This window comes from Pseudomonas sp. 1 R 17 (assembly GCF_900067035.1).
GTDB classification, from domain to species: domain Bacteria; phylum Pseudomonadota; class Gammaproteobacteria; order Pseudomonadales; family Pseudomonadaceae; genus Aquipseudomonas; species Aquipseudomonas marginalis.
Genome location: NZ_FKLB01000038.1, coordinates 178,723 through 200,405, shown reverse-complemented (window position 1 = coordinate 200,405; position 21,683 = coordinate 178,723). Strand labels below are relative to the sequence as shown.

Annotated in this window: 20 protein-coding genes and 1 riboswitch; of the genes, 6 read left to right on the top strand and 14 right to left on the bottom strand. The window is 61.2% G+C overall.

The features are described from left to right. From BFP99_RS14420 to ahcY, 5 genes are all read right to left on the bottom strand, one after another. Positions 1 to 1,536, bottom strand: a 1,536-nt coding sequence (locus BFP99_RS14420; RefSeq protein ID WP_065947517.1) for a DEAD/DEAH box helicase, incomplete at its 3' end; no start/stop codon positions are given. 221 nt (positions 1,537 to 1,757) lie between these two features. Next, positions 1,758 to 2,549, bottom strand: coding sequence for a substrate-binding periplasmic protein (locus BFP99_RS14415; RefSeq protein ID WP_065947516.1), 792 nt, complete (start codon positions 2,547 to 2,549; stop codon positions 1,758 to 1,760). Between the two features lie 63 nt (positions 2,550 to 2,612). Then, on the bottom strand, positions 2,613 to 3,695 hold the full coding sequence (locus tag BFP99_RS14410) for a hypothetical protein (protein WP_065947515.1): 1,083 nt from the start codon (positions 3,693 to 3,695) through the stop codon (positions 2,613 to 2,615). Between the two features lie 84 nt (positions 3,696 to 3,779). Then, positions 3,780 to 4,625, bottom strand: coding sequence for a methylenetetrahydrofolate reductase [NAD(P)H] (gene metF, locus BFP99_RS14405; RefSeq protein ID WP_065925508.1), 846 nt, complete (start codon positions 4,623 to 4,625; stop codon positions 3,780 to 3,782). Between the two features lie 172 nt (positions 4,626 to 4,797). Continuing rightward, complete coding sequence (gene ahcY / locus BFP99_RS14400) at positions 4,798 to 6,207, bottom strand: adenosylhomocysteinase (RefSeq protein ID WP_053128057.1); 1,410 nt, start codon at positions 6,205 to 6,207, stop codon at positions 4,798 to 4,800. 21 nt (positions 6,208 to 6,228) lie between these two features. Beyond that, positions 6,229 to 6,335: riboswitch (S-adenosyl-L-homocysteine riboswitch) on the bottom strand. Between the two features lie 198 nt (positions 6,336 to 6,533). On the opposite strand from ahcY, the gene BFP99_RS14395 reads away from it, so the two are divergent. Then, on the top strand, positions 6,534 to 6,938 hold the full coding sequence (locus BFP99_RS14395; RefSeq protein ID WP_065925501.1) for an acyl-CoA thioesterase: 405 nt from the start codon (positions 6,534 to 6,536) through the stop codon (positions 6,936 to 6,938). A gap of 76 nt (positions 6,939 to 7,014) precedes the next feature. After that, positions 7,015 to 7,905, top strand: a complete 891-nt coding sequence (locus BFP99_RS14390; protein WP_065925500.1) for a formate/nitrite transporter family protein — start codon at positions 7,015 to 7,017, stop codon at positions 7,903 to 7,905. Positions 7,906 to 7,960: 55 nt separating this feature from the next. Here BFP99_RS14390 and BFP99_RS14385 read toward each other — a convergent pair whose 3' ends face one another. Then, positions 7,961 to 9,250, bottom strand: a complete 1,290-nt coding sequence (locus BFP99_RS14385; RefSeq protein ID WP_235865614.1) for a cation:dicarboxylate symporter family transporter — start codon at positions 9,248 to 9,250, stop codon at positions 7,961 to 7,963. Between the two features lie 34 nt (positions 9,251 to 9,284). Next, positions 9,285 to 9,698: a VOC family protein gene (locus tag BFP99_RS14380; RefSeq protein WP_065925499.1), complete on the bottom strand. Its 414-nt coding sequence runs from the start codon at positions 9,696 to 9,698 to the stop codon at positions 9,285 to 9,287. 93 nt (positions 9,699 to 9,791) lie between these two features. On the opposite strand from BFP99_RS14380, the gene BFP99_RS14375 reads away from it, so the two are divergent. Next, a complete protein-coding gene (locus tag BFP99_RS14375) occupies positions 9,792 to 10,679 on the top strand; it encodes a LysR family transcriptional regulator (protein WP_065925498.1) in 888 nt (295 codons plus the stop codon). 20 nt (positions 10,680 to 10,699) lie between these two features. Here BFP99_RS14375 and BFP99_RS14370 read toward each other — a convergent pair whose 3' ends face one another. Continuing rightward, a complete protein-coding gene (locus BFP99_RS14370; protein WP_065925497.1) occupies positions 10,700 to 11,935 on the bottom strand; it encodes a cation:proton antiporter in 1,236 nt (411 codons plus the stop codon). Positions 11,936 to 12,124: 189 nt separating this feature from the next. On the opposite strand from BFP99_RS14370, the gene BFP99_RS14365 reads away from it, so the two are divergent. Next, the gene (locus BFP99_RS14365) at positions 12,125 to 12,511 is read left to right on the top strand and encodes an MAPEG family protein (RefSeq protein ID WP_065925496.1); all 387 of its coding nucleotides are present in this window, start codon (positions 12,125 to 12,127) and stop codon (positions 12,509 to 12,511) included. Positions 12,512 to 12,638: 127 nt separating this feature from the next. Here the strand turns inward: BFP99_RS14365 and BFP99_RS14360 are convergent, their stop codons facing one another. Beyond that, positions 12,639 to 13,835, bottom strand: a complete 1,197-nt coding sequence (locus BFP99_RS14360) for a murein transglycosylase A (protein WP_065947514.1) — start codon at positions 13,833 to 13,835, stop codon at positions 12,639 to 12,641. Positions 13,836 to 13,962: 127 nt separating this feature from the next. Between BFP99_RS14360 and BFP99_RS14355 the strand changes: the two genes are divergently transcribed. Next, positions 13,963 to 14,412: a c-type cytochrome gene (locus BFP99_RS14355; RefSeq protein WP_065947513.1), complete on the top strand. Its 450-nt coding sequence runs from the start codon at positions 13,963 to 13,965 to the stop codon at positions 14,410 to 14,412. A gap of 6 nt (positions 14,413 to 14,418) precedes the next feature. On the opposite strand, the gene BFP99_RS14350 is transcribed toward BFP99_RS14355, so the two are convergent. From BFP99_RS14350 to BFP99_RS14330, 5 genes are all read right to left on the bottom strand, one after another. Further along, entirely contained in the window at positions 14,419 to 14,814 is a 396-nt protein-coding gene (locus BFP99_RS14350; protein WP_065947512.1) for a DUF1090 domain-containing protein, read from the bottom strand. Between the two features lie 66 nt (positions 14,815 to 14,880). After that, positions 14,881 to 16,542, bottom strand: a complete 1,662-nt coding sequence (gene ligB, locus BFP99_RS14345) for an NAD-dependent DNA ligase LigB (RefSeq protein ID WP_065947511.1) — start codon at positions 16,540 to 16,542, stop codon at positions 14,881 to 14,883. A gap of 95 nt (positions 16,543 to 16,637) precedes the next feature. After that, complete coding sequence (locus BFP99_RS14340) at positions 16,638 to 16,988, bottom strand: hypothetical protein (RefSeq protein WP_065925491.1); 351 nt, start codon at positions 16,986 to 16,988, stop codon at positions 16,638 to 16,640. Between the two features lie 213 nt (positions 16,989 to 17,201). Further along, complete coding sequence (metK, locus tag BFP99_RS14335; protein WP_065947510.1) at positions 17,202 to 18,392, bottom strand: methionine adenosyltransferase; 1,191 nt, start codon at positions 18,390 to 18,392, stop codon at positions 17,202 to 17,204. 19 nt (positions 18,393 to 18,411) lie between these two features. Next, positions 18,412 to 19,407, bottom strand: a complete 996-nt coding sequence (locus BFP99_RS14330; RefSeq protein WP_027606041.1) for an ArsR/SmtB family transcription factor — start codon at positions 19,405 to 19,407, stop codon at positions 18,412 to 18,414. Positions 19,408 to 19,679: 272 nt separating this feature from the next. On the opposite strand from BFP99_RS14330, the gene tkt reads away from it, so the two are divergent. After that, positions 19,680 to 21,677: a transketolase gene (tkt, locus tag BFP99_RS14325; RefSeq protein WP_065947509.1), complete on the top strand. Its 1,998-nt coding sequence runs from the start codon at positions 19,680 to 19,682 to the stop codon at positions 21,675 to 21,677. The last annotated feature ends 6 nt before the right edge of the window (positions 21,678 to 21,683 follow it).

Here is a 21,683-nt window from a genome sequence, read left to right as displayed (position 1 = left end):
AGCTGCGCCCGGCGCCGGAGCACCTGGACGACGGCCACGGCCCTGGGCCGGTTTGGCCTGGGGCACGTAGTCCACGCGGTTACCGAAGTTATCCACGTCGTCGTCGAGGAATTCGTCCGGGGCGCGGTCGGCTGCGGCACGCGGGGGCTGGCTCGGCTGGCGCTGTTCGCGGGCCGGGGTGCCTTCACGGGGCTTCTGCTCACGGGCCGGGCGTTCGCCACGGCCGTTGGTTGGCGCTTTTTCCTTGCCGCCCTTGTCCTTGCCCTTGTCGCGACGACCACCGCCACCACCGCCGCCGTTCGGGCCATCGCCCTTCGGACCGCGTGGGTTGCGTGGGTTACGCACGTCCGGACGTTCGCGCACTTCAGGCTTTTCGGCCTCAACGGCGCAGGCATCGAAGCCCATCAGGTCGCCATCGGCGATTTTCTGCTTGGTCATGCGTTCGATGCTTTTCAGCAGTTTCTCTTCGTCCGGGGCAACCAGGGAAATGGCTTCACCCGAACGCCCGGCACGGCCGGTACGGCCGATACGGTGCACGTAGTCTTCGTCGACGTTTGGCAGCTCGAAGTTGACCACGTGTGGCAACTGGTCGATGTCCAGGCCGCGGGCGGCGATATCGGTGGCGACCAGGATGCGCACTTCACCGGCCTTGAAGTCGGCCAGGGCCTTGGTGCGGGCGTTCTGGCTCTTGTTGCCGTGGATGGCGACGGCGGTGAGGCCGTGCTTGTCCAGGTACTCGGCCAGGCGGTTGGCGCCGTGTTTGGTGCGGGTGAACACCAGCACCTGTTCCCAGGCGCCGGCGGTGATCAGGTGCGCCAGCAATGAACGCTTGTGGCTGGCGGCCAGGCGGAATACGCGTTGCTCGATACGCTCGACCGTGGTGTTCGGCGGCGTGACTTCGATGCGTTCCGGGTTGTGCAGCAGCTTGCCGGCCAGGGCGGTGATGTCGTTGGAGAACGTTGCCGAGAACAGCAGGTTCTGACGTTTGGCCGGCAGGCGGGCGAGGACCTTCTTCACGTCATGGACAAAGCCCATGTCGAGCATGCGGTCGGCTTCGTCCAGCACGAGGATTTCCACGTGGGACAAATCAACGCTGCCTTGGCCGCACAGGTCGAGCAAACGACCGGGGCACGCCACCAGCACGTCAACACCACGGGACATGGCCTGAACCTGTGGGTTCATGCCGACGCCGCCGAAGATGCAGGCGCTGACGAACTTCAGGTCGCGGGCATACAGCTTGAAGCTGTCGTGCACCTGGGCGGCGAGTTCGCGGGTAGGGGTCAGGACCAGTACGCGCGGTTGGCGCGGGCCGTGACGCTGGGATTTGTCCGGATGACCGTTGGGGAACAACCGCTCCAGAATCGGGAGGGCGAAGCCGCCGGTTTTACCCGTACCTGTCTGAGCCGCAACCATCAGGTCGCGACCTTGCAACACGGCGGGAATAGCCCGCTGTTGCACCGGAGTAGGCTCGGTATAGCCCGCTGCCTCGATGGCGCGGACTAAAGCCTCGGAGAGACCGAGGGAAGCAAAGGACATGAGTAATCCTGTTTTAGTTAGGGCTTGGCCCAGAGGGATAATCTTGCCGGGCGCGAATGGCGCTTAGGGGAGCGCAATCCCGTCCGGTCCTGCTGCGTCTGGCGGGCACTCCACCGGCTCGCGCGGGCTGAAAGCTGCGCAGTAGCGGGGTTGGGTGCCTTTTTCAGGACCTCAGCGGCCGGGCGTAAGCCTGGCGGAAAGGCCGGAGTATAACAGAGCAATCACTGTGCGCCGCTTTCCTGCTGCTCAACGGTGTGTCCGGACGCTGTTTTGGCTTGGGTTCCACCATATTTGGCGCTTAAGGCGGCGTAGGCCGGCTCCTGTTTGAAACGCTTGAGTTCGGCGGCAAAGCGTTGCACCAGCAGGTCCATCCCCGCGCCACGGCGTACGGCGAGGTACTGCTGCTGGCGGCTGACCACGACGGGGGCCTGGCTGACCTTGCCTTCCAGGCCCAGGGCCTTGATCACATGCTGGCCGACCCGGCGGTCGGTGATCAGCAGGTCGATGCGTCCCAACAGCAATTTACCGAAGTTGGCCTCGTGGCTGGGGGCCGGCTCGCGGCTGAACCGGGTGGAGTCGCTGAATGGCGCGCCGTACAGATAGCCTGGCGACGTGCCGACAGTGAGGCCGTCCAGCTCGTCGAGGCCTTGGACCGGGTGAGGGCGTGCGTTGGCGTAGAACATCACGAATTCCACTTCCGACAACGGTTCGCTGGGGTACAGCAGCAGTGCGTCGCGTTCGTGGCTGTGGAAAATATCCAGTGCGCCATCGGCATGGCCCTGATCGAGCATGGCCAGGCAGCGCTTCCAGGGCAGGAACTGCCATTGCACATCGACCCCCAGGCGCTGGAACACGATCACCGTGGTTTCGTAGTCCAGCCCGCGCATGGCGCCGTGTTCCTCATACACGTAAGGCGCCCAGGGCTCGGTGACAATGCGCAATTTCTCGCCATAAGCGGCCAGGCTCAAGCAAGTAAAAAGCGCAACGGTCAACAGCTTCAGAATGACGGGCATGCCCCGAGGTTACGACGCCCGTGCGCTAAAGAGAAGCGCTGGCACACCCATCTGCGGGCGACGCTATTTTGTCGGTGAGGTCATCAGGTGTTCATAGATGGCTGCACGTCGCTCGCCCAGAATCAGGCGCACCACTGGGTTGGCGAACCAATGTTCGAGCTGGTGCGCATCGACCGGGCTTTTTTGCCGCTCTTCCTGATTCTGCAGGGCCTTTTCCCACCAAATCGGGCCACAGGCCTGGTCGAATTCATTTTCGTGCTCGTAGCAGCCGTAGAGGATTTCGCGGATGAACTGCTGCTTGCGTTTGGGCAAGGCCAGGGTGATCAGCTTGTACATCAAGCGTTGCAGTCGGGGCGGGCGGGGCAGGTGGGCAGACACATTGCGGGTGTCGGCCAGGGCTTTGGCGCAGATAGGGTCTGCGGCGTGCTTGGTGACCCACGCCTTGACCTTGGCCCGGAACAACTGCTTGCGGCTCCAGTAGTGGTGGATCAGGTCGGGGCACTGGCGCACATTGAGCGTACGGTAAGCGGCCACCGACAGGCAGAACTCTTCCAGGGTGTAGGCACCGTGGGCCATCGGGAACAGCTCGTCCATCAACTCGATCGAGCGATCAAGGATGTGCGCATCTTGCCGGGTCAGGCCCATGACGCCGGAGTTGAGCAGCCACATGTCGTCGTCGGCCAGGCCTTTGTCTGCAAGGTGCCTGGCCAGGGTTTCATACAGCACGCTTTCGCGGTTGTCGCCGTACTTGGCGTGGAAGGCATTGCACAGCACGGTGTCGGGCGCGACACGTTCGAACAGCGCCATGGGCGAGTCGTGAAAAAAGGTGTCGGTGTCGATCAACAGCGCCCGTTCCGCTGTTTCCAGCACCTGGCGCAACAGCACGTGCTTGGTGCGGAAATGGTAGCCGTGGGGCTCGCTCCAGCGTTTGCGCGTGGCGTCGTCCAGGGTGTGAACCTGTACCGGCAAGCCGCGATAGGGGGCCGGATTGTCGCTGAACACCTGGATGTCCAATGGCATGTCCTGGGGGCCGCCCAGATGGGCCAGGGCACTGGCGATGCTGAATACGGCTTCCTGATGATAGGTCTCGGCGCCGAATACCAGGTACACCAGTTGCGGGCGGGGAGTCGGGGACGCTGTATTCATGTACTGCAGGCTTCCTTTCCAGGGGGTATGTAGACGAAAAAAGCCCCCGTGATAACGAGGGCTGGGTACAGCGATTAAACCGGCCTAGCGTGGCAGTTTAAGGTTGTTCCAGATCGCGAGGCTTGGTTCAGCCTGGTTCAGGGTATAGAAGTGCAGGCCTGGCGCGCCACCTTGCAACAATTCTTCACACATATTGCTGATCACCTGTTCGCCGAACGCCTGGATGCTCTTGACGTCGTCGCCATAGGCTTCCAGTTGCTTGCGCACCCAACGTGGGATTTCAGCACCGCAGGCGTCGGAGAAGCGCGCCAGCTTGCTGTAGTTGGTGATCGGCATGATGCCCGGCACGATCGGGATGTTCACGCCCATGGCGCGTACACGCTCGACGAAGTAGAAATAGCTGTCGGCGTTGAAGAAGTACTGGGTGATCGCACTATTGGCGCCGGCGTTGGCCTTGCGCACGAAATTCTGCAGATCGTCTTCGAAATTACGCGCCTGGGGGTGCATCTCCGGGTAGGCGGCCACTTCGATATGGAAGTGATCGCCGCTTTCTTCGCGAATGAAGCTCACCAGGTCATTGGCGTAGCGCAGCTCACCGCTGGCCATGCCCATGCCGGACGGCAAGTCGCCACGCAGGGCAACGATGCGCTTGATGCCGGCGGCCTTGTATTGGGTCAGCAGGCCGCGCAGGTCGGCCTTGCTGTCGCCCACGCAGGACAAATGCGGAGCGGCGGGAATTTTGACTTCGCTTTCAAGCTGCAACACGGTGTTGATCGTACGATCACGCGTCGAACCGCCGGCGCCGTAGGTGCAGGAGAAGAAGTCGGGGTTGTAGCTGGCCAACTGCTTGGCAGTCGCCATCAGTTTTTCATGCCCAGCATCGGTCTTGGTGGGGAAGAACTCGAAGCTGTAGCGACGGTCTTGGGACATGGTCATACCCTTTGAAACTCAGAAGCCGACTGTGCAACCCATCTGCACTGTAGGAGCGAGCTTGCTCGCGAAGAACGTCAACGATAACGCGTAGAAACAGGATGTACGCGGTGTCCTTGAGTTTTTCGCGAGCAAGCTCGCTCCCACAGGTAGAGCAGGTTGGGCTGATTACTTAGTAGCGGTAAGCGTGCGGCTTGAACGGACCTTCGACGGTCACGCCGATGTAGTCGGCCTGGGTCTTGGTCAGCTGAGTTACCACGCCACCGAAGCCGCGGACCATTTCCAGGGCCACTTCTTCGTCGAGTTTCTTCGGCAGTACTTCCACGGTCAGGCGCTCGGCTTTCTGGGCTGGCGACAGGTCGGCGTATTTCTGGCCGAACAGGAAGATCTGGGCCAGTACCTGGTTGGCGAACGAGCCGTCCATGATGCGGCTTGGGTGGCCGGTGGCGTTGCCCAGGTTAACCAGGCGGCCTTCGGCCAGCAGGATCAGGTAGTCGTCGTTCTGTGGGTCGAAAGCGCCAGCGCCGGTACGGTGAACCTTGTGTACCTGCGGCTTCACTTCTTCCCACGCCCAGTTCTTGCGCATGAAAGCGGTGTCGATCTCGTTGTCGAAGTGACCGATGTTGCACACCACGGCGCGCTTCTTCAGGGCCTTGAGCATGTTGGCATCGCAGACGTTGACGTTACCGGTGGTGGTCACGATCAGGTCGATCTTGCCCAGCAGGGCCTTGTCGATGCTGGCTTCGGTGCCGTCATTGACGCCATCGATGAACGGCGAAACCACTTCGAAACCGTCCATGCAGGCTTGCATGGCGCAGATCGGGTCGACTTCGGAGACTTTGACGATCATGCCTTCCTGGCGCAGGGATTGGGAAGAACCCTTGCCCACGTCGCCGTAGCCGATCACCAGGGCTTGCTTGCCCGACAGCAGGTGGTCGGTGCCGCGCTTGATGGCATCGTTCAGGCTGTGACGGCAGCCGTACTTGTTGTCGTTCTTGCTCTTGGTCACCGAGTCGTTGACGTTGATGGCCGGGATTTTCAGCTCGCCCTTGGCCAGCATGTCCAGCAGGCGGTGCACGCCGGTGGTGGTTTCTTCGGTCACGCCGTGGACGCGGTCGAGGATCTGTGGGTACTTCTTGTGCAGCAGCTCGGTCAGGTCGCCGCCGTCGTCGAGGATCATGTTGGCATCCCAAGGCGCGCCATCTTTAAGGATGGTTTGCTCCAGGCACCACTCGTACTCTTCTTCGGTCTCGCCTTTCCAGGCGAATACCGGGATACCGGCAGCGGCGATGGCGGCAGCGGCCTGGTCTTGCGTCGAGAAGATGTTGCAGGACGACCAACGCACTTCGGCACCCAGGGCAACCAGGGTTTCGATCAGCACGGCAGTCTGGATGGTCATGTGGATGCAGCCGAGGATCTTCGCGCCTTTGAGCGGTTGCTCGGCGGCGTACTTGCGACGCAGGCCCATCAAGGCTGGCATTTCGGATTCGGCGATAAAGGTTTCGCGACGGCCCCAGGCGGCGAGGGACATGTCGGCGACTTTGTAGTCGTTGAAATCTGCAGGCGTAATTACAGCGCTCATGAAGAGCCTCCATTCGTAGTGTGCGAATGGGCGCCGTTGTGCGTTTAGTATCAGGCCAGGGCAACCAGGCCGGACAACGCCCCATCCGAGCCTGACAGGTTGAACCTGCTGCAGCGCCCCTCGGACAGGTGGCGGGAGAAACGGTATCAACTGAAGATGACCGTTTTGAAGCGGGGCGATTATAGCCGTGTACGCGGCACTTCCCAAGCCTTTCTGTCGGCCATATGAAGATCGCACATGGGGTTGATAGGCAATGGCGCATAGAGCTTGGGGGCGGGCTCTGCCATGATGTTGCCCATCATTCGGCAAGACGCTTTGGAGTGACCATGAACTTCCACACCCGCAAATGGGTAAAACCTGAAGACCTCAACCCCAACGGCACCCTGTTCGGTGGCAGCCTGCTGCGCTGGATCGACGAAGAAGCGGCCATCTATGCCATCGTCCAACTGGGCAACCAGCGCGTGGTGACCAAGTACATCTCCGAAATCAACTTTGTCAGCGCCTCGCGCCAGGGCGACATCATCGAACTCGGGATCACTGCTACCGAGTTTGGCCGCACCTCCATCACCCTGACCTGTGAAGTGCGCAACAAGATCACCCGCAAAAGCATCCTCACCGTGGAAAAAATGGTCTTCGTCAACCTTGGCGAGGACGGTTTGCCCGCACCTCATGGGCGCACCGAGATCAAGTACGTCAAGGACCAGTTCCAGGAAGATGGCATCCGCGAGTAAACCTGCGCCGGGCCAGTGAACGCTCTTGATCAACCATAGGTCGTACCTGAACATCGCCCCCCGTTCAGGTACCACCATGGCCACGCAAGAAGACGGCAAGACCCCGAACCTGTCCCAGGAAGAGCAGCAGGACGTCGACAAGAACCAGCCGCCCCGCGCGGCGGTGCTGCATGAAATTATCCGCACCCAGGGCGATCAGGAGTTGGAGCGCAGCGTCGCCGCCTTGTGGTGGTCGGCATTGGCAGCCGGCCTGACCATGGGCCTGTCATTGATGGCCATGGGGCTGCTCAATTCACGCCTTCCGGACGGAGAGGCCTTCAAGGTGATCGCCAGCTTCGGCTACTGCGCAGGCTTTCTCGCGGTGATCCTGGCGCGCCAGCAACTGTTCACCGAAAACACCCTGACCGCCGTGCTGCCGGTGATGAGCAAGCCAACCCTGGCAAATGCCGGGCGCCTGTTGCGGCTGTGGTCGGTGGTGCTGGTGGGCAACCTCTGCGGCACGCTGTTGGTGGCGTATGTGATGCTGCATCTGCCGATCTTCGACACCAAGACCGACCTGGCCTTCCTCGAAATCGGGCGCAAGATCATGGAAAACGACGCCAGCCAGATGTTCGCCAAGGGCATCGTCTCCGGCTGGATGATCGCCACCATGGTGTGGATGATCCCGTCGATGGAAAGCGCCAAGATGTGGATCATCATTCTGATCACCTACCTGATGGCCCTGGGGGATTTCACCCATATCGTGGTGGGTTCGGCGGAAGTGTCGTACCTGGTGTTTGCCGGCGAGTTGCCGTGGAAGGATTTCTGGCTGGTGTTTGCCGGCCCCACACTGGCCGGCAATATCATCGGTGGCAGCTTTATCTTTGCGTTGATCAGTCATGCGCAGATTCGCAGCGAAAGCAAGGCACCTTCTGCTACTCACTCCGGCGCACGGGAGCAGCTTTCCCAGAGTAAGAAAAAGGCCTGATCTCGCCCCGCAAAGACTCAAACGGGTTCTTTGCGAGGCACCTGGACCAGGACTTTCAGACTTTGAGCGACGCGCTGGCAGACTCGGTGGCAATTGTGCGGTCAGGTGCATTCAGCCGACCCTCCCACCGGGCAATAACCAATGGCGCCAGCGCGTTGCCCAGCACATTCAATGCTGTGACCGGCATATCCATCAGGCGATACACGCCTGCAATGATCGCCACTCCTTCCACGGGCAGACCCGCGGCGGTCAAGGTCGCGGTAAGGATGATAAACATGAAGCCCGGTACGCCCGCCGCGCCCTTTGATGTCAACACCATGATCAATACCAGCATTCCCTGATCAGCCAGGCTCAAGTCAATGCCATACGCCTGGGCGATGAACAACGTGCCCAACGCAGCAAAAAGCGAAGCGCCATCCAGGTTGAACGAGTAGCCCAGCGGGATAACCATGCTGGTAATAGGGCGCGGGGCGCCGTAGCGCTCCATTTTTTCGATCAATTGAGGCATGACTGTTGCTGACGCAGCGCTGCTATAGGCCAGCAATAACTCACTGCGTATCTCCCGCACCAAGTGGAAAAAGCCGACCCCCGCCAATCGTGCAACTGCTCCCAATACGCACAATGCAAATAACAGCACTGCGACATAAGTCGTGCCGATCAGTTTGGCCAGCGGCAGCAAGGCACTGAGGCCAAAGCTGGCGACGGTGACTGCGATCAGCCCGAAAATGCCGATTGGTGAGTAATGCATGACCAGATGGGTGACTTTGAACATGGTGTCGGAGATGGCCTGCATCACACCGATCAGGGGGGCCTTGCGCTGCTCGGGCAGCATAGACAAGGCGCAGCCGAACAGGATGGCGAAAAACAGCACGGAGAGCAGCTTGCCCTGCGACATGGCCAAGACGATGTTATCCGGCACAATCGCCAATAGCGTTTGCCCCAGATTCTGCGTTTTGCCGTAGGCGGCCAGTTCTGTTACTGGCGTCTGCAACGTACTGCCAAATTCGGCACCTGAGCCGGGCTCGACGACGTTTCCAACGATCAGACCAAAGACGATTGCAACACTGGTGATCGTGAAGAAGTAAACGAAGGTCTTCACGCCGACGCGTCCCAAGGCGGCAGGATTTCCCATGCCGGCAATGCCGACTGTCATGCAAGCGAAGACCAGAGGCACGACGATCATCTTCATCAGCTTGATAAACAAGTCGCCTGCCGGTTGCAGCAGATTGTCGATGAACCAGATCTTGTGTTCGGGAAACTGGTTGAGAAGGATGCCGACGATTATCCCGGCGGCCAGACCGATCATGATACGGGTGACAAGGCTGGATGGTTTTTTGGTGGTCATGTGGGTGCCCCTTATTGTTGTAGATATCAGGGATTTATTGAGCGAACAGCCCGGCGAAGTCCTTGAACCCTTTCACCTCGATGGGGTTGCCGCTGGGGTCAAGGAAAAACATCGTGCGTTGCTCGCCTGGCTCGCCAGCGAAGCGGATCACGGGCGGAATCTCGAAACATGTGCCCAGGTGGGCAAGCCGTTCGGCAAGCGTCAACCATTCCTCAAGCGGTAACACCACGCCGAGATGCGGCATCAGGACATGATGCTCACCGACCAGCCCGGTACGCGTGGTGGGAAACGGCGTCCCCAGGTGCAGTGAAAGCTGGTTCCCGAAAAAATCGAAGTCGATCCAGGTCTCGCTGCTACGGCCTTCCGTGCAGCCCAAAACATCTCGATAAAAAATGCGCGCCTGATTTAGGTCGTAAACATGATATGCAGCGTGGAAAGGTCTGTTCATGGGAGGGATCTCTGTGTGGGAGAGCCCTCAAATTAAACAGGCCGTGTACCCGGGTAAAACGGGTTCGCCTTGGTCTGAGCGAAAGGAAAACTTATGGATGTTCGATTCCTGAGAAGTCTGGTCGCCGTCATTGAAGCCGGCTCCATTGCAGCGGCCGCGCGACGTGAAAACCGTACCGCAGCGGCGATCAGCCAGCGGGTCAAGGCGCTTGAGCGGACGCTGGGGTGCACGCTGCTTATGCGCACTGCGCATGCCGCGTGGCCCTCGGACCAATGCCTATTGTTGTTACCAAAAATTCAAGCAGTCATTGAGCAGGCGCGCGAGTTGCAGGAGGACCTGAGCCAGGATGGCTTGTCGGGAGAGATCAAGATCGGTGCCATTTCGACGGCATTGACCGGCGTCTTGCCGGGGGCGATAGAGCGACTGGCGTTGTCGGCACCTGGGCTGAGGCTGAAGATCACACCGGGAGACTCCAGAAGCCTCTATGAGAGATTGCTGGCCCAGGAGCTGGACGCGGCGATTCTTGTCAGGCCACCCTTTCAGCCACCCAAGGCTTTGGCGACGACCTTGTTGCGGGCTGAACCTCTGATTCTGATTGCCCCCGCTGAGTGGGGCACGCAAACGTTAGAAGCATTGCTGCGCGAGCGATCATTCATTCGCTACGACGCTCGCTCGTGGGGTGGGCAGATTGCCCAGCGTTTCCTCGATGAACAGTCCTTTGATCCGCAGGTGTTGTGTGAGCTGGATGCCTTGGAAACCATCGTCATGTTGGTCGCCCAAGGCATGGGTGTATCACTGGTACCGCAGTGGGCAGGGATGTCTCGCAATGGCCTGTGTGTCTTGCCGGTCGACGACGCGCCGCGCTATGCGCGGGATCTGGTCGTCATGCATAGCTCGACGCCGCGCCGCCCACTGGCGATGCGGCACTTGCTTGAACACCTGTGCAATTGCAGTGCACCCGTAGGCAAACGTGTGGTGTAGCGAGGTAAATCCTCACCGCTTCACTGAGGCTCGGCTACGCGCTTTACGACTCGGCCAATGGTCAAGCCCTGCACCAGGATCGACGACAGCACCACGATGTAGGTGATGCTCAGCAGCAGATCGCGCTCCGGGCCCAGCGGCAGGGCCAGCGCTAGAGCCACCGAGACCCCGCCGCGCAGGCCGCCCCAGGTCAGGATACGGATGGTGCCGCGCGGCACCGTACGCCAGCGGCGCAGCAACAGGATCGCCGGCGCCACGGTCAGCAGGCGCGACAGCAGGATCGCCACCGCCAGCAAACCGGCCGCGAACACGTGCAGCCAGTTGAACGGCAACAGCAGCAGCTCCATGCCGATCAGCGCAAACAGCAGCGCGTTGAGCATGTCGTCCAGCAATTCCCAGAAGCCGTCCAGGTAGCGCCGGGTCATGTCGTTCATCGCCAGCTTGCGTCCCAGGTTGCCGATGATCAGCCCGGCCACCACCATCGCGATCGGTGCGGAGACGTGCAGTTCGGTGGCCATCGCCGAGCCGCCGATGACCAGGGCGAGGGTCAGCATCACTTCGATCTGGTGCTGTTCGATGCTCTTGATCATCAGGTACACCAGATAGCCGATCAGCCCGCCGAAGACCACGCCGCCAATTGCCTCATGGGCGAACAGCAAGGCCGTGGCGCCCACGGTAGGCGTCTCGCCCAACTGCGCGATGCCCAGCAATACGGTAAACACCACCACCGCCGTGCCGTCGTTGAACAGGCTCTCGCCCACAATCGTGGTCTTCAGCGGTTTCGACGCATTGGCGGTTCGCAGCACGCCCAGTACCGCAATGGGGTCGGTTGGCGAGATCAGTGCGCCGAACAACAGGCAGTACAGGAAGCTCACGTGCCAGCCAAACAGGGCGAAGATGTAATACGCCAGGCTGCCGATCACCACGGTGGCGATCAACACACCGAAGGTTGCCAGCAGGCCGATGGGCCAGCGGTAGCTGCGCAGGTCGTTCAAGTTGACGTGCAAGGCGCCGGCGAACAGCAGGAACGACAGCATCCAGTTCATCAGCAGGTCGCCGAAGTCGATCTGGCCGATCAATTGCTGGATGCGCTCCTCAAGGCCTGGGTAGCCGAGCAGGCTCAGGCCTTGCAGGATCAGGGAGAACAGCAGGGCCGTGACCATCACGCCGATGGTGGGCGGCAGGCCGATAAAGCGGAAGTTCACATAGGTGAGCAGGGTAGTGAGGCAAATGAAGGCGGCGACAAGTTCAAGCATCCGGGGTCCTTGGAAGGTGGGGGGTTGTTAGTGGGGGATGGACCGCAGTGGCGGCGTGAGGTTGCAAGGTCTTGGGTGAAAGTGCGGTAGAACCTTTCGGTAGCGCGCGGCTCATAGCGGTTAGGTGCGATATTGAGTTTTTAGTGCTAGAACTCTAATCGCTGCATAAAACGACAAAAGGACTGAGTGATGACGGCTGCTTTCTGGTGTGTGTTGATCGCGATTTTTCTGCCTTACCTGTGCACGGGCGTGGCCAAGTTCAGTGGCGGCAAGTTCGGGCCGCGGCAGAACCACGACCCGCGTGCTTTCCTGGATACCCTTGAAGGGTTTGCCAAGCGCGCCCACAGTGCGCAGCTCAACAGCTTTGAAGTGACGCCCGCGTTTGCCGCCGCGGTGATTATCGCCCACCTGGCCGGCACGGCCGAACTGGTGACCATCAATGTGCTGGCCGTGCTGTTTATCACCAGCCGCCTGCTCTACATCATTTGCTACCTCGCCGACTGGGCGATACTGCGCTCGCTGGTGTGGGCGGTGGGCATGGTGTTGATTGCGAGCTTCTTCTTCGTGTCGATCTGAACCGGTTTCTGTAGGAGCGAGCTTGCTCGCGAAGAACGAACAGACGCGCGGGCTGCCAGAAAGCGCTGCGTTATCGTTGACGTTTTTCGCGAGCAAGCTCGCTCCTACGGTGTGTTTTCGGCGAGTGTCAGGTTCCGGTGGGTACATCCGGCACCTGCGGCAACGCCGCGCCCTTGGGCCATAGCATCCAGATCTGCCCTTGCTGCTTCATATTTCCCGCCAGCTCTCCGGCAGCGTCACCCGTGCCCCAGAACAAATCCGCGCGCACTTCTCCGGTGATTGCACCGCCGGTGTCCTGCGCGGCGACGGGGCGTGCCAATGGCGAACCGTCGGGCTTGGTAGTCGACAGCCACAACAGGCTGCCCAACGGAATCACCTTGCGATCCACCGCTACGCTGTAGCCAGCGGTCAACGGCACATTCAGCGAACCGCGCGGGCCTTCATTACTGTCGGGGCGAGCGCTGAAGAATACGTAGCTGGGGTTGCTCGCCAGCAGTTCCGGGATGCGCTCCGGGTGCGCCTTGGCCCAAGCGCTGATGGCGCCCATGGTCACGTCTTCTTTCTTCAACTCGCCTTGCTCCACCAGCCAACGGCCGATAGGGCGATAGGGGTAGCCGTTCTGGTCGCCGTAACCGACGCGCAGCTGGCGCCCGTCCTTGAGTTGAATGCGCCCCGAGCCCTGGATCTGCAGGAATTGCAGGTCCATCGGGTTGGTCAGCCAGGCAATCGGCTTGGCGGTGGAGCCTTGGCCGTTGATGGCGCTGGCATCGTCATAGGGTTTGAGCACGCGGCCTTCGAGGCGGCCGCGCAGGCGCTTGCCCTTGAGCTCCGGGTAGATGCTTTCCAGATTGACGATGATCAGGTCATCCGGCACGCCATACACGGGTACGTGAGCGGCGGCGGTCTTGGTCAGGCTGCCGGGGTAGACCGGTTCGTAGTAGCCGGTGATCAAGCCGTTGGGGGTGTTGTCAGCCGAACGCAGGCCGAACACATCCAGGCGCTCCTTGAGAAAACCGCGCACCGCCACGGCATCGGCTGGCACGGGACCCGCTGCTGCGCAGGTGGCCCCCCATATAGGGTCGGCCTTGAGGCGTTGGCAGGCGCTGCGCCAGGATTCGAAGCCGGCCAGCAGGTCGCTGTCGGACACGGCGGGCAACGCCTCCCAGGGAGCGCTTACATAGGTGGCGACGGCGTGGGGCTTGGCAGCTTCTTCTTTAGCCGTGTCTTTACCGCTGTCCTTGCCCGCGTCACAGCCTGCCAGCAGTGCAATCATCGGCAGAGCCCATGCCAGACCGCGGCTCCAGTGTTTCAATGTGAGATTCATACAAACGGTTCCTGAAGCGATTGCCCGCGCCGTAGCGCCTGTGGGCAACCCTTATTATTAATAGGGCTATTGGTCTTTACGGGCAGGGCGAGGATACTGGCCGCCGTTTCCCGTGACCTGAGCCACCATGACTTTTAAAAAAATGACGCTTGTGTTGTTGGCCTGCCTGGCACTGTCCGCCTGCGGCGGCGTCGATCCGAATTCGCCCCTGGGCCAGCGCAAGGCGATCTTCAAGCAAATGCTCAAGACCGCTGAAGACCTGGGTGGCATGTTGCGCGGGCGCATTGCCTTCGATGGCGCGAAATTCGCCGAAGGCGCGGTCAAGCTCGATGCGCTGTCCCATGAACCGTGGAAACACTTTCCGAGTGTGCGCGAAGAGGATCACACCAGCGCCAAGGACGATGTGTGGCAAAAGCAGGCACAGTTCCAGCAACTGGCCCGCGACCTGGAAGCGGCCACCGGTGAGTTGGTGAGCGCCAGCCAGGTGCAGCCCTACAAGGCCAGCAACCTTACGCCTGCCGTACAGAAAGTCGAAGATGCCTGCAGTGCCTGCCATAAACAATTTCGCGACCACTGACCGGTTTTACTGATCGAGTTCTTCCACGGCGTCCTGCAGTTCCTTGCGTGACTCGGCGAGCTTGTCCTTGCGCTTGTTGATCTTGTCCGCGTCGCCTTTTTTCATCGCCTTGTCGAGGTCGGCCTGACGGCGGCTGACGTCATGCTTGGCGTCGAGCACCTTGTTTTCGCGCTCCTTCCTCAAGGCGGCATCCGTGCAGTTGGCGGTGACTTCGCTCAGGGCTTTTTCCAGGCCGGCTTGCTGGTCGCTGTTGCCGTGGGCCTTGGCTTGTTCGATCTGGGTGCTGATGGCCTGGCGCTTGGCGGCGCAGCCGGTGAGTGGGGTGGCTTCTTCGGCGGCCAGCAGTGGCGTAGTCATGAAGCTTGCGACGGTCAGCAGGGCAAAAGGGGCGAGGAATTTCATGTGGAGCTCCGGGGTCGCAAATAGCAGGGTGAATTCTGCTGTGATTTAAAGGTGGCTGGGTCGGGTTCAAAACCCGTCTATTCCGGCCACACGTAATGTTTCAGCCAATGTCTGTACGTGTGGGTCGCGAAAAAAAGCGCTCAGTTGCGCTGCGCGACCCGGGCCGATGCCATCGATGGCCAGCCAGGCCTGTGTGTCTCTGGCGACCAGCGTCTGCCAGTTGCCCTCCAGGTTGCCGCGTGCCGCAGGCGGTACACCCAAGGCCTTGAGCCATTGTGCGAAGGGGCGTTGCCGAGCGCTGTGAAGGCTGTCGAGCAGCCGCGTGCGGCTGCGCTCACCGAAGCCATCAATGTTAGCAAGCTCTGCCGCATCCAGGGTTAACCAATCGAGAAAGCCTGCGATTAGACCGGCCTGGATCAATATGTTCCACGTCTCGTGGCCTATGTGTGGCAATGCCAGGCCCTGGTTGCCGCTCAGCCAGGTAAGGCGTGCGAGCAGCTGTTCTTCGCAGCCGGGGTCCAGCTGCCAGCAACTCAAGGCGTGAAAGTCCCGAGGGTCGGGCACTGGCAGGTCGACCCTGGTGGTATTGCGCAGGATCACCTGGTCCAGCCGAGGGATCACTTGGCCCGCCAGGCTGATGGACACGTGGTCGCCCGGGCGAATATCCAGGGCCTGCCAGCGCTTCAAGGAGCCGGCGCTGACCCGGCTGATCCGGCGGTCGTCCAGGCGCACCGGCTCCAGTTCCAGAATGGGGGTGATGCGTCCGGTGCGGCCGATCTTGAATTGCACCTGGCGTACCAGGGCCAGGGCTTTGGAGGCGGGGTACTTCCAGGCGACCGCCCAATAAGGCGCACTGGCCTGCCAGCGTTCAGCGGGTGCGCGCTGCGCCTGGTGCAGCACCACGCCGTCACTGGCAAAGGGCAGGGGGTGGTTGTACCAATAGGTGCGCCAATGTGCTGCTTCGATGATGTCCTGGACGGGCTGGCTGTAGCGCTGGCTGTCGGTGAAACCCCAGCGAGCCAGGGTGGCCAGGCGTTCGGTAAAGGCTGCGGGGCCATTCGGCCAGGCCCAGACAAACAGGCCGATGCCGGCGGCGTCGGTATCGCTCAACTGCCGACGGTTCATCAGCCCAGCCACCTTGCTGCGCGCGTTGAGCCCGCCGCGTGCCGATTGCACATGCTCGTCGAGGCGCCAATAAAGTTCGCCTTGCAGCACCAGGTCGATGGGTTCCGGCAGTTGCTGGACAATGCCGGGGATCTTGCGCGCGGAGGCCGACCAGTCCTGGCCCAGCTTGCCATCGCCACGGCTGATCACCTGTTTCAACCGCCCCTGGCGGTACACCAGGGTCACTGCAACGCCGTCCACCTTGGGTTGGATCCATACATCCTGGCGCGTGCCCAGCCAGGCGCCCACGGCTTGCTCATCCAGGCGCTTTTCGAGGCCGGTATGGGCGACCGGGTGCGGCAAGGTGCCCCGTGAACTGGCCAGCGGATCATCAGGCGCCGTGGGGTTGGGCACGCACTGGCGCCAGTGGGCCAGACGCTGGCGGGCCTGGTCGTAGAGTTCATCACTGACGGGGGATTGGCCGAGGCGGTGGTAACTGTCGTCCCACAGGCGGATTTGTTCGGCCAGGGTGTCGACCTGGGCCCGGGCCTCATCAGGGCAGTTTTCAGTCCAGGCCGAAAAGGGTAGAGCGCTGAGGAGCAGAGCAATCAGTAAACGCATCATGAGCATCCTTGCTCGAAAGGGGCGCCCAGCCTAAATGATCCGTTCACCCACAAAAAAGCCCCGACGCTGCGGGGCTTTTTACCGGGTGTTTCGGCTTACTTGAACAGGCCGCCCAGCGCTTTCACGGCATCAGGCTTATCAGCCTTGGCTTCCTGGGTTTGCTGCTTGGCGTCGGCTTTGGCCTGGGCTTCGGAGAGTTTGTCACAACCTTTGTTGATCTGGTCTTGCGCTGCTTTGAAGGCCTTCACTTTCAAGCTGTCTTTGCTGGCTTCGGCCGCATCGATCTTGGTTTGCAGGTCTGCGGATTGCTTTTGGCAGTCGCCGGAATTGCCGACACCCAGCTGGGAGCCCAGGGCGCCGCTCAATGCGCTCAGGTCGGCGGCGTGGGCCGGCAGGGCGAACAGGCTGATCAGAAGGGCGGCAGGGGCGAGCGTGGAGATGCGCATGAAAAACCTCAATGTTCGATTGCCTGCGCACTTATGAGTCCCGGGCGGGTGCAGGGCAATATCCAAAATAAGGTGAAGGCCCGAGAGGGCACGGATTCTAGAGGGCCATTATTGTGCCTGCAAGCTTTGGATCCAAAAAATGTGAAGGCGGTCGCGCAGGCAAGAAAAAGCCCCGCCGGGCAAACCCGGCGAGGCTTTATGTACCGTGGGCGATTACAGGCCGGCGGCAGTGCGCAGGTCGTTGGCGCGGTCGGTTTTTTCCCAGGTAAAGGTGGTGAAGGTGTCGTCCCCGACGGTCTTCTGCGCTGGGGTACGACCGAAGTGGCCGTAGGCTGCGGTTTCCTGGTACATCGGGTGCAGCAGGTCGAGCATGGTGGTGATCGCGTAAGGGCGCAGGTCGAAGATCTCGCGCACCAGCTTGATGATCTTGTCATCGCTGATCTTGCCGGTGCCGAAGGTATTCAGCGAGATCGACGTAGGCTGGGCCACGCCGATGGCGTAGGACACCTGAATCTCGCAACGCTCGGCGAGGCCGGCAGCAACGATGTTCTTGGCCACGTAGCGACCGGCGTAGGCGGCCGAACGGTCAACCTTGGATGGGTCTTTACCGGAGAAAGCGCCACCGCCGTGACGAGCCATGCCGCCGTAGCTGTCGACGATGATCTTGCGACCGGTCAGGCCGCAGTCACCTACCGGGCCGCCAATGATGAACTGGCCGGTCGGGTTGATGTGGAACTGGGTGTCCTTGCTCAGCAGTTCGGCCGGCAGCACGTGCTTGACGATCAGCTCCATCACGCCTTCGCGCAGGTCAGCGTTGGAAACGTCCGGGTTGTGCTGGGTCGACAGTACGACGGCGTCAATGCCGACCACCTTGCCGCCTTCGTAGCGGCAGGTCACCTGGGACTTGGCGTCCGGGCGCAGCCAAGGCAGCACGCCGGATTTACGCGCTTCGGCCTGGCGTTGCACGAGCTGGTGCGAGAAGGTGATCGGGGCTGGCATCAGCACCTCGGTTTCGTTGCTGGCGTAGCCGAACATCAGGCCCTGGTCGCCGGCGCCCTGGTCTTCCGGCTTGGCACGGTCGACGCCCTGGTTGATGTCGGGCGACTGCTTGCCGATGATGTTCATCACGCCGCAGGTCGCACCGTCGAAACCGACGTCGGAGCTGTTGTAGCCGATGTCGGTGATCACGTCACGAACGATCTGCTCCAGGTCAACCCAGGCGGTAGTGGTCACTTCGCCGGCGATGATCGCTACACCGGTTTTCACCAGGGTCTCGCACGCCACACGGGCGAACTTGTCTTCAGCGATGATGGCATCCAGCACCGCATCAGAAATCTGGTCGGCGATTTTGTCCGGATGCCCTTCAGACACGGACTCGGAGGTGAAAAGGGAGTATTCGCTCATCTCGATGTTTTCCTGATATTTACCGATGGTGAGTGTCGCCAGTCGGTCGCTGAAAGTGGCGGACCTGAATCTGGAAACCATTACGTAAACCTACATAGAGGCTTTCCCCGGGAACGAGTCCCGCAGCGGTGGCCCAACGGGCCAGATCGTCCTGTTCAAAACCCAACCAGAGATCACCGCAGGCCTCCCTGGCCCAATTCTGGTTGTGGCTGCATAAATCCGTAACCAACAGGCTACCGCCGGGGTGCAGCAACCCGGCCATTTGCTTTAAAGCGTCGGCGGGGGCGGCGAAATGGTGCAAGACCATGTTCAGCACCACGCAATCGGCCTTGATCGTTGTGCTGCTCAGGGCATCAGCCAACTGCAGGCTGACATTGCCCAACGCCTCGCGCTCACAGAGCTGGCGTGCCAGTTCGAGCATCGCCGGGCTGTTGTCCAGCGCCGTGACCTGCCGAAAGCGGCGTGCCAGTTCCGGCAGGAAGCCGCCATCTCCAGGCCCGACTTCCAGCGCCGTCGCTTCTTCACTGAAGCTCAGCTTGTCCAGCAGCGCCAGTACGCTGTCGCGGTATTGGGCCAGGCCTGCGATCAAGTCCTGCTGGGCGCGAAATTTCTCGGCAACCCGTGCGAAAAAGTCCTGGCTCGCGGCGGCACGTTGCCCGTGGACCTGGCCGATGCGTGACTGCACGTCATGGGGCAGGCTCAGGCTGTCCACTTCCTCAAGCAGGGCCGCGTGCAACTTGCCGCCGAGCAGGTCGGCGTGGGGCAGGGCGCGGCGGTAGAAAATCGCATTGCCTTCGCGGCGGGTGGCGACCAGGTCGGCCTGGGCCAGCACCTTCAGGTGGTGGCTCATGCCCGACTGGCCGATGGCGAAGATCTGTGCCAGTTCCAGTACGCCGAATGAGTCGTTGGTCAGTGCGCGCAATACGTTCAGACGCAATGGGTCGCCAGCGGCCTTGCACAAGGCTGCCAGCTCTTCGCCGTCGTCAGGACGCAGGGTGGGCACGGGTAGGTTCATAAGGCCAGCAGTCTAGTGACGGGTGAGTATCCCCGCAAGGTCAATATCAAAAAGTTTTGATATTGATCGATAAGTGGCGGTTATAAGCAGCCGCTATAACCTTTAGACGAAGCGGTTAAAGGTTTCTGCAAGCGATTGCTGCCCAAAGCACAGGAAAAACACCTGCAAGTGACTATCTGTCATTGCCCGCAGGCGGTGGCTGAGGGAAAATGCCGATCCTTTTTTCCGTTTCTTTTAATCATTCACTCTTCAAAATCCTCAGGAGAACAGCGATGCCCAGCCGTCGTGAGCGTGCCAACGCCATTCGTGCCCTCAGCATGGATGCCGTGCAAAAAGCCAACAGCGGCCATCCCGGTGCCCCGATGGGCATGGCGGATATCGCCGAGGTACTTTGGCGTGATTACCTGAAGCACAACCCGAGCAACCCGTCGTTCGCCGACCGTGACCGCTTCGTACTGTCCAACGGCCACGGCTCGATGCTGATCTACTCGCTGCTGCACCTGACCGGCTACGACGTCACCATCGATGACCTCAAGAGCTTCCGCCAGCTGCACAGCCGCACCCCGGGTCACCCGGAATTCGGCTACACCCCGGGCGTCGAGACCACCACCGGTCCCCTGGGCCAAGGCCTGGCCAACGCCGTGGGCTTCGCGCTGGCCGAAAAAGTCCTGGGCGCGCAGTTCAACCGCCCTGGCCACGACATCGTCGATCACCACACCTATGTGTTCCTGGGTGATGGCTGCATGATGGAAGGCATTTCCCACGAAGTCGCGTCCCTGGCCGGTACCCTGGGCCTGGGCAAGCTGATCGCCTTCTACGATGACAACGGTATCTCCATCGACGGCGAAGTCGAAGGCTGGTTCACCGATGACACCCCCAAGCGTTTCGAAGCCTACAACTGGCAGGTAATCCGCAATGTCGACGGCCACGATCCGGAAGAGATCAAGACCGCCATCGACACCGCCCGCAAGAGCGCGCAGCCGACCCTGATCTGCTGCAAGACCACCATCGGCTTCGGCTCGCCGAACAAGCAAGGCAAGGAAGATTGCCACGGTGCCCCATTGGGTGACGCGGAAATCGCCCTGACTCGCGCCGCGCTGAAGTGGAACCACGGCCCGTTCGAAATCCCGGCCGACATCTACGCCGAATGGGATGCCAAGGAGAAAGGCCTGGCCACCGAAGCCGAATGGGACCAGCGTTTCGCCGCCTACTCCGCCGAATTCCCGGAATTGGCCAACGAGCTGGTGCGTCGCCTGGCCGGTGACCTGCCTGCCGATTTCTCGGAAAAAGCCTCGGCCTACATTGCTGAAGTCGCGGCCAAGGGCGAGACCATCGCCAGCCGTAAAGCCAGCCAGAACACCCTGAACGCCTTTGGCCCGCTGCTGCCTGAGTTCCTCGGCGGTTCGGCCGACCTGGCCGGTTCCAACCTGACCCTGTGGAAAGGCTGCAAAGGTGTCTCGGCCGAAGACGCCAGCGGCAACTACATGTACTACGGCGTGCGCGAATTCGGCATGAGCGCCATCATGAACGGCGTGTCCCTGCACGGCGGCCTGGTGCCTTACGGCGCGACCTTCCTGATGTTCATGGAGTACGCGCGCAATGCCGTACGTATGGCCGCGCTGATGAAGAAGCGCGTGATCCATGTGTACACCCACGACTCCATCGGCCTCGGCGAAGACGGCCCGACGCACCAGCCGGTCGAGCAACTGACCAGCCTGCGCACCACGCCGAACCTGGATTGCTGGCGCCCAGCCGACGCGGTGGAATCCGCGGTGGCCTGGAAGCACGCGATCGAGCGCAAGGACGGCCCTTCGGCGCTGATCTTCTCCCGTCAGAACCTGCAACACCAGGTGCGTACCGACGCGCAGATCGCCGACATCAGCCGTGGCGGCTACGTGCTCAAGGACTGCATCGGCGAGCCCGAGCTGATCCTGATCTCCACCGGTTCCGAAGTGGGCCTGACCGTTCAGGCGTACGACAAGCTGACTGCCCAAGGCCGGAACGTGCGCGTTGTGTCCATGCCGTGCACCAGCGTGTTCGAAGCCCAGGACGCCGGCTACAAGCAATCGGTCCTGCCGTTGCAGGTCAGCGCGCGTATCGCCATCGAAGCGGCTCACGCCGACTACTGGTACAAGTACGTGGGCCTGGAAGGCCGCGTGATCGGCATGACCACCTACGGTGAGTCGGCGCCGGCGCCAGCGTTGTTCGAAGAGTTCGGTTTCACCCTGGAAAATATCCTGGGTCAGGCTGAAGAGCTGCTGGAAGACTAAAGCGCT

What these genes read in the sequence shown, in the direction of transcription:
- BFP99_RS14390 (WP_065925500.1), top strand. Translation starts at nt 7,015, where the DNA reads ATGGCCACGCAAGAAGACGGCAAGACCCCGAACCTGTCCCAGGAAGAG.
- BFP99_RS14410 (WP_065947515.1), bottom strand. Translation starts at nt 3,695, where the DNA reads ATGAATACAGCGTCCCCGACTCCCCGCCCGCAACTGGTGTACCTGGTA.
- metK (WP_065947510.1), bottom strand. Translation starts at nt 18,392, where the DNA reads ATGAGCGAATACTCCCTTTTCACCTCCGAGTCCGTGTCTGAAGGGCAT.
- BFP99_RS14375 (WP_065925498.1), top strand. Translation starts at nt 9,792, where the DNA reads ATGGATGTTCGATTCCTGAGAAGTCTGGTCGCCGTCATTGAAGCCGGC.
- metF (WP_065925508.1), bottom strand. Translation starts at nt 4,625, where the DNA reads ATGTCCCAAGACCGTCGCTACAGCTTCGAGTTCTTCCCCACCAAGACC.
- BFP99_RS14370 (WP_065925497.1), bottom strand. Translation starts at nt 11,935, where the DNA reads ATGCTTGAACTTGTCGCCGCCTTCATTTGCCTCACTACCCTGCTCACC.
- BFP99_RS14385 (WP_235865614.1), bottom strand. Translation starts at nt 9,250, where the DNA reads ATGACCACCAAAAAACCATCCAGCCTTGTCACCCGTATCATGATCGGT.
- BFP99_RS14350 (WP_065947512.1), bottom strand. Translation starts at nt 14,814, where the DNA reads ATGAAATTCCTCGCCCCTTTTGCCCTGCTGACCGTCGCAAGCTTCATG.
- BFP99_RS14355 (WP_065947513.1), top strand. Translation starts at nt 13,963, where the DNA reads ATGACTTTTAAAAAAATGACGCTTGTGTTGTTGGCCTGCCTGGCACTG.
- BFP99_RS14340 (WP_065925491.1), bottom strand. Translation starts at nt 16,988, where the DNA reads ATGCGCATCTCCACGCTCGCCCCTGCCGCCCTTCTGATCAGCCTGTTC.
- ahcY (WP_053128057.1), bottom strand. Translation starts at nt 6,207, where the DNA reads ATGAGCGCTGTAATTACGCCTGCAGATTTCAACGACTACAAAGTCGCC.
- BFP99_RS14415 (WP_065947516.1), bottom strand. Translation starts at nt 2,549, where the DNA reads ATGCCCGTCATTCTGAAGCTGTTGACCGTTGCGCTTTTTACTTGCTTG.
- ligB (WP_065947511.1), bottom strand. Translation starts at nt 16,542, where the DNA reads ATGATGCGTTTACTGATTGCTCTGCTCCTCAGCGCTCTACCCTTTTCG.
- BFP99_RS14365 (WP_065925496.1), top strand. Translation starts at nt 12,125, where the DNA reads ATGACGGCTGCTTTCTGGTGTGTGTTGATCGCGATTTTTCTGCCTTAC.
- BFP99_RS14380 (WP_065925499.1), bottom strand. Translation starts at nt 9,698, where the DNA reads ATGAACAGACCTTTCCACGCTGCATATCATGTTTACGACCTAAATCAG.
- BFP99_RS14330 (WP_027606041.1), bottom strand. Translation starts at nt 19,407, where the DNA reads ATGAACCTACCCGTGCCCACCCTGCGTCCTGACGACGGCGAAGAGCTG.
- BFP99_RS14360 (WP_065947514.1), bottom strand. Translation starts at nt 13,835, where the DNA reads ATGAATCTCACATTGAAACACTGGAGCCGCGGTCTGGCATGGGCTCTG.
- BFP99_RS14395 (WP_065925501.1), top strand. Translation starts at nt 6,534, where the DNA reads ATGAACTTCCACACCCGCAAATGGGTAAAACCTGAAGACCTCAACCCC.
- tkt (WP_065947509.1), top strand. Translation starts at nt 19,680, where the DNA reads ATGCCCAGCCGTCGTGAGCGTGCCAACGCCATTCGTGCCCTCAGCATG.